Origin of the sequence: Streptomyces sp. CNQ085, assembly GCF_022614595.1 — a bacterium.
Taxonomy (GTDB): Bacteria; Actinomycetota; Actinomycetes; order Streptomycetales; family Streptomycetaceae; genus Streptomyces.
In genome coordinates this window covers 1-2,727 of the sequence record NZ_JAJFAU010000039.1, presented here as the reverse complement: position 1 = coordinate 2,727, position 2,727 = coordinate 1, and the positions used below count along the sequence as shown (strand labels likewise).

Annotated in this window: 3 protein-coding genes and 1 pseudogene; 2 read left to right on the top strand and 2 right to left on the bottom strand. The window is 75.6% G+C overall.

The window, feature by feature from the left end; genetic code table 11:
* Together LJ221_RS09635 and LJ221_RS09630 are read left to right on the top strand one after the other, a co-directional pair.
* Positions 1–488, top strand: a pseudogene (locus tag LJ221_RS09635) (SURF1 family protein); the annotation flags it as partial.
* Between the two features lie 249 nt (positions 489–737).
* On the top strand, positions 738–1,493 hold the full coding sequence (locus tag LJ221_RS09630; protein WP_241715456.1) for an SDR family oxidoreductase: 756 nt from the start codon (positions 738–740) through the stop codon (positions 1,491–1,493).
* A gap of 106 nt (positions 1,494–1,599) precedes the next feature.
* On the opposite strand, the gene amaP is transcribed toward LJ221_RS09630, so the two are convergent.
* Together amaP and LJ221_RS09620 are read right to left on the bottom strand one after the other, a co-directional pair.
* Complete coding sequence (amaP, locus tag LJ221_RS09625) at positions 1,600–2,181, bottom strand: alkaline shock response membrane anchor protein AmaP (protein WP_241715454.1); 582 nt, start codon at positions 2,179–2,181, stop codon at positions 1,600–1,602.
* A gap of 20 nt (positions 2,182–2,201) precedes the next feature.
* Positions 2,202–2,727 (bottom strand): DUF6286 domain-containing protein (locus LJ221_RS09620; RefSeq protein WP_241715410.1); only part of this gene is annotated, 526 nt, incomplete at its 5' end.

The following is a 2,727-nucleotide window of genomic DNA, read 5'->3' as shown; positions in this document are numbered from 1 at the left end:
TGCCGAAGTCGAGGATCTTGACGGTGCCGTCGCCGGTCAGCATCACATTGGCCGCCGACGCCGACCGGTACCGCCGGGTGACGGCGACCGGCGTCTACGACACCGGCGGCGAGACGGTCGTGCGCCAGCGCACCGGCGGGGACGGCCGGAGGATCGGCTACCACGTCCTGACCCCGCTGGTCCGCGAGGACGGCACGGCCGTGCTGGTCAACCGCGGGTGGATCCCGGCGGGCGACGACCTGACGGAGTTCCCCGGGGTGCCGGCGCCTCCTCCCGGGGAGATCACCGTGACCGGGCGGTTGATGGCCGACGAGAAGGCCGGCAACGGCGTCAAGGACAAGCGGGGGCTGCCGCCCCGCCAGGTGATGCTGATCGACAGCGCGCGGATGGCCGAGGAGCTGGACCGGCCGGTCCTGGGCGGTTACGTCGCCCTGGAGGAGACCTCGCCGGAGTCCTCCGGGGAGCAGCCCGAGCGCCTTCCGGAGCCCGACCACAGCGGCATCGGCCCGCATCTGGCGTACGCGTTCCAGTGGTGGCTGTTCGCCGCCGCCGTTCCCGTCGGCTGGGTGGTGCTGGTCCGCCGCGAGCGCCGGGACCGCCTGGCGGGGGCCGCCGGCACGGAGCTCCCCGCGGACGGGCCCGCGGACGAGCGGACGGACGGCGGAGCCGCGGCCGGCCTCCGCCGTTCCGACCCCCTCCGCTGCCGGAACGGCGGACCGACCGGCAGACTGATCCTCATGGATCTCGGACTGCAGGACAGGGTGTACCTCGTCACCGGCGCCACTCGCGGGCTGGGCTTCGCCACCGCCGGGGAACTGGTCGCCGACGGCGCGAAGGTGATCGTCACCGGCCGGAGCGGGCAGACGGTGACCGAGGCCGCCGAACGGCTGGGCGGCGACGCCTTCGGCATGGTGGCGGACAACGCCGATCCGGCCGCGGCCGACCGGCTGGTGACGGAGGCCCACGAGCGCTACGGGCGTCTGGACGGGGTGCTGATCAGCGTCGGCGGACCACCGGCCGGCTCCCATGAGACGGTCACCGACGACCAGTGGCAGTCGGCCTTCGAGACGGTCTTCCTCGGCGCGGTGCGGCTGGCCCGCACCGCGGCCGCACGGCTGGGCGAGGGCGGGGTGATCGGCTTCGTCCTCTCCGGCTCGGTGCACGAGCCGATCCCCGGTCTGACGGTCTCCAACGGACTGCGGCCGGGACTGGCCGGTTTCGCGAAGTCGCTGGCGGACGAGGTGGGACCGCGCGGCATCCGGGTCGTCGGGCTGCTTCCGGGCCGCATCGACACCGACCGGGTGCGCGGCCTGGACGCCCTGACCGGGGACGCCGACGCCGCCCGCGAGCGGAGCTCGGCCTCGATCCCGCTGCGCCGCTACGGCACCCCGGAGGAGTTCGGCAGGGCGGCGGCGTTCCTGCTCTCCCCCGCCGCGTCGTACCTCACCGGTGTGATGCTCCCGGTCGACGGCGGCGCCCGCCGCGGCTTCTGACCGCCCCTGCCGGGCGTCCCGTACCGGACGGGGAACGGCGGGCCGTGGAGGAAACGCGGGCGGGGCGCGGCGGTGGGGCGGGAACCTCTCGGCCTGTCGCCCCGCCTCACCGCCGCGCCGGACGCAGCCGGACCTCCGCGGTCAGCTCGTCCAGTCCCGCCGAGTCACGGGCGTGCTCCAGCGCCTCGTCCCGCAGGCGCTGGAGGATCTCGGCCGGGCCCGCGTGAGCGGCCACCGCCAGTGCGACCCGGGCCCTTACCCCGGAGCGGCGGCGGCCCAGCCTCACCCGGGCCCGTTCCGCGCCGGGCAGGGTCCCGGTCTCCTCGGCCACGGCGTCCTCCAGGGTCCGCGTCCTCACCAAGGCACCGTAACCGTCACCACTGTCGACCAGCACCGTGTCCGGCCGCTGCCTCCACAGCTGCGCCGACAGCCACCACAGTGCGAGCAGGAGCACGGCGGCCGGGACGCCGATCGCCAGGAGCCACCGCCACCAGTCCGCCTCCCGCCACCAGGCGGGTTCCCCGCGGCCGAGCAGTACCTCGTCGGGCCCGTCCCAGGGCGGGTTCCAGGGCAGATCGAAGCCCCAGCGCCGCTGGAGGTCGAGTCCGCCCAGCAGGGCCGCCAGGCCCAGCACCAGCAAGGCCAGTCCCAGCAGCCCCAGCAGGATCCGGTTCGCCACCGTGAGCATCCGGTCCACCTCGCCCTTCCTCAGCCCTTCCCCGGGCGCCGCACCCGGACCGAACGCCGCATCCTCCGGGCGAGCCCGAGCCGGCGCACACCGTCCTCCAGGGTCCTGTCCAGATCTCCCCGCACCTCGTCCAGGGGCCGGAAGTGTGCCCGTGCCCGCACCTTGATCCGGCGCCGTCCGGCGTCCACCCGGACCGTCTGGACCCCGGGCACGTCCAGCAGCCGATCGTGCAGCACCGCCTCGGCGGCGGACCGCTCCAGTCCGGCGCGCATCCGGATCCCGTGGGAGGCGCCGCCGCGCATCGGCAGCAGACCGCGCAGCCCGGGGGTGACCGCCAGCACCACCAGCCACAGTCCCAGCAGGGCCGCGAGCGCCGCGCCGGTGATCGCCCAGGGGTCGTCGAGCGGGCGGGCGGCCAGGTCCGCGGTGATCTCGCGCCGCCATGCGGAGGGGGACCTGTCGATGCTCGCGGCGACGGCCTCGTACAGCAGCGCGGCCGTCACGACGGCCAGGACCAGTGCCGCTCTGGTCGGCGCGGGCACCCGC

Bases quoted from the DNA above. Each gene is read 5' to 3' on its own strand.
- LJ221_RS09630 (WP_241715456.1), top strand. From the start codon at position 738: ATGGATCTCGGACTGCAGGACAGGGTGTACCTCGTCACCGGCGCCACT.
- amaP (WP_241715454.1), bottom strand. From the start codon at position 2,181: ATGCTCACGGTGGCGAACCGGATCCTGCTGGGGCTGCTGGGACTGGCC.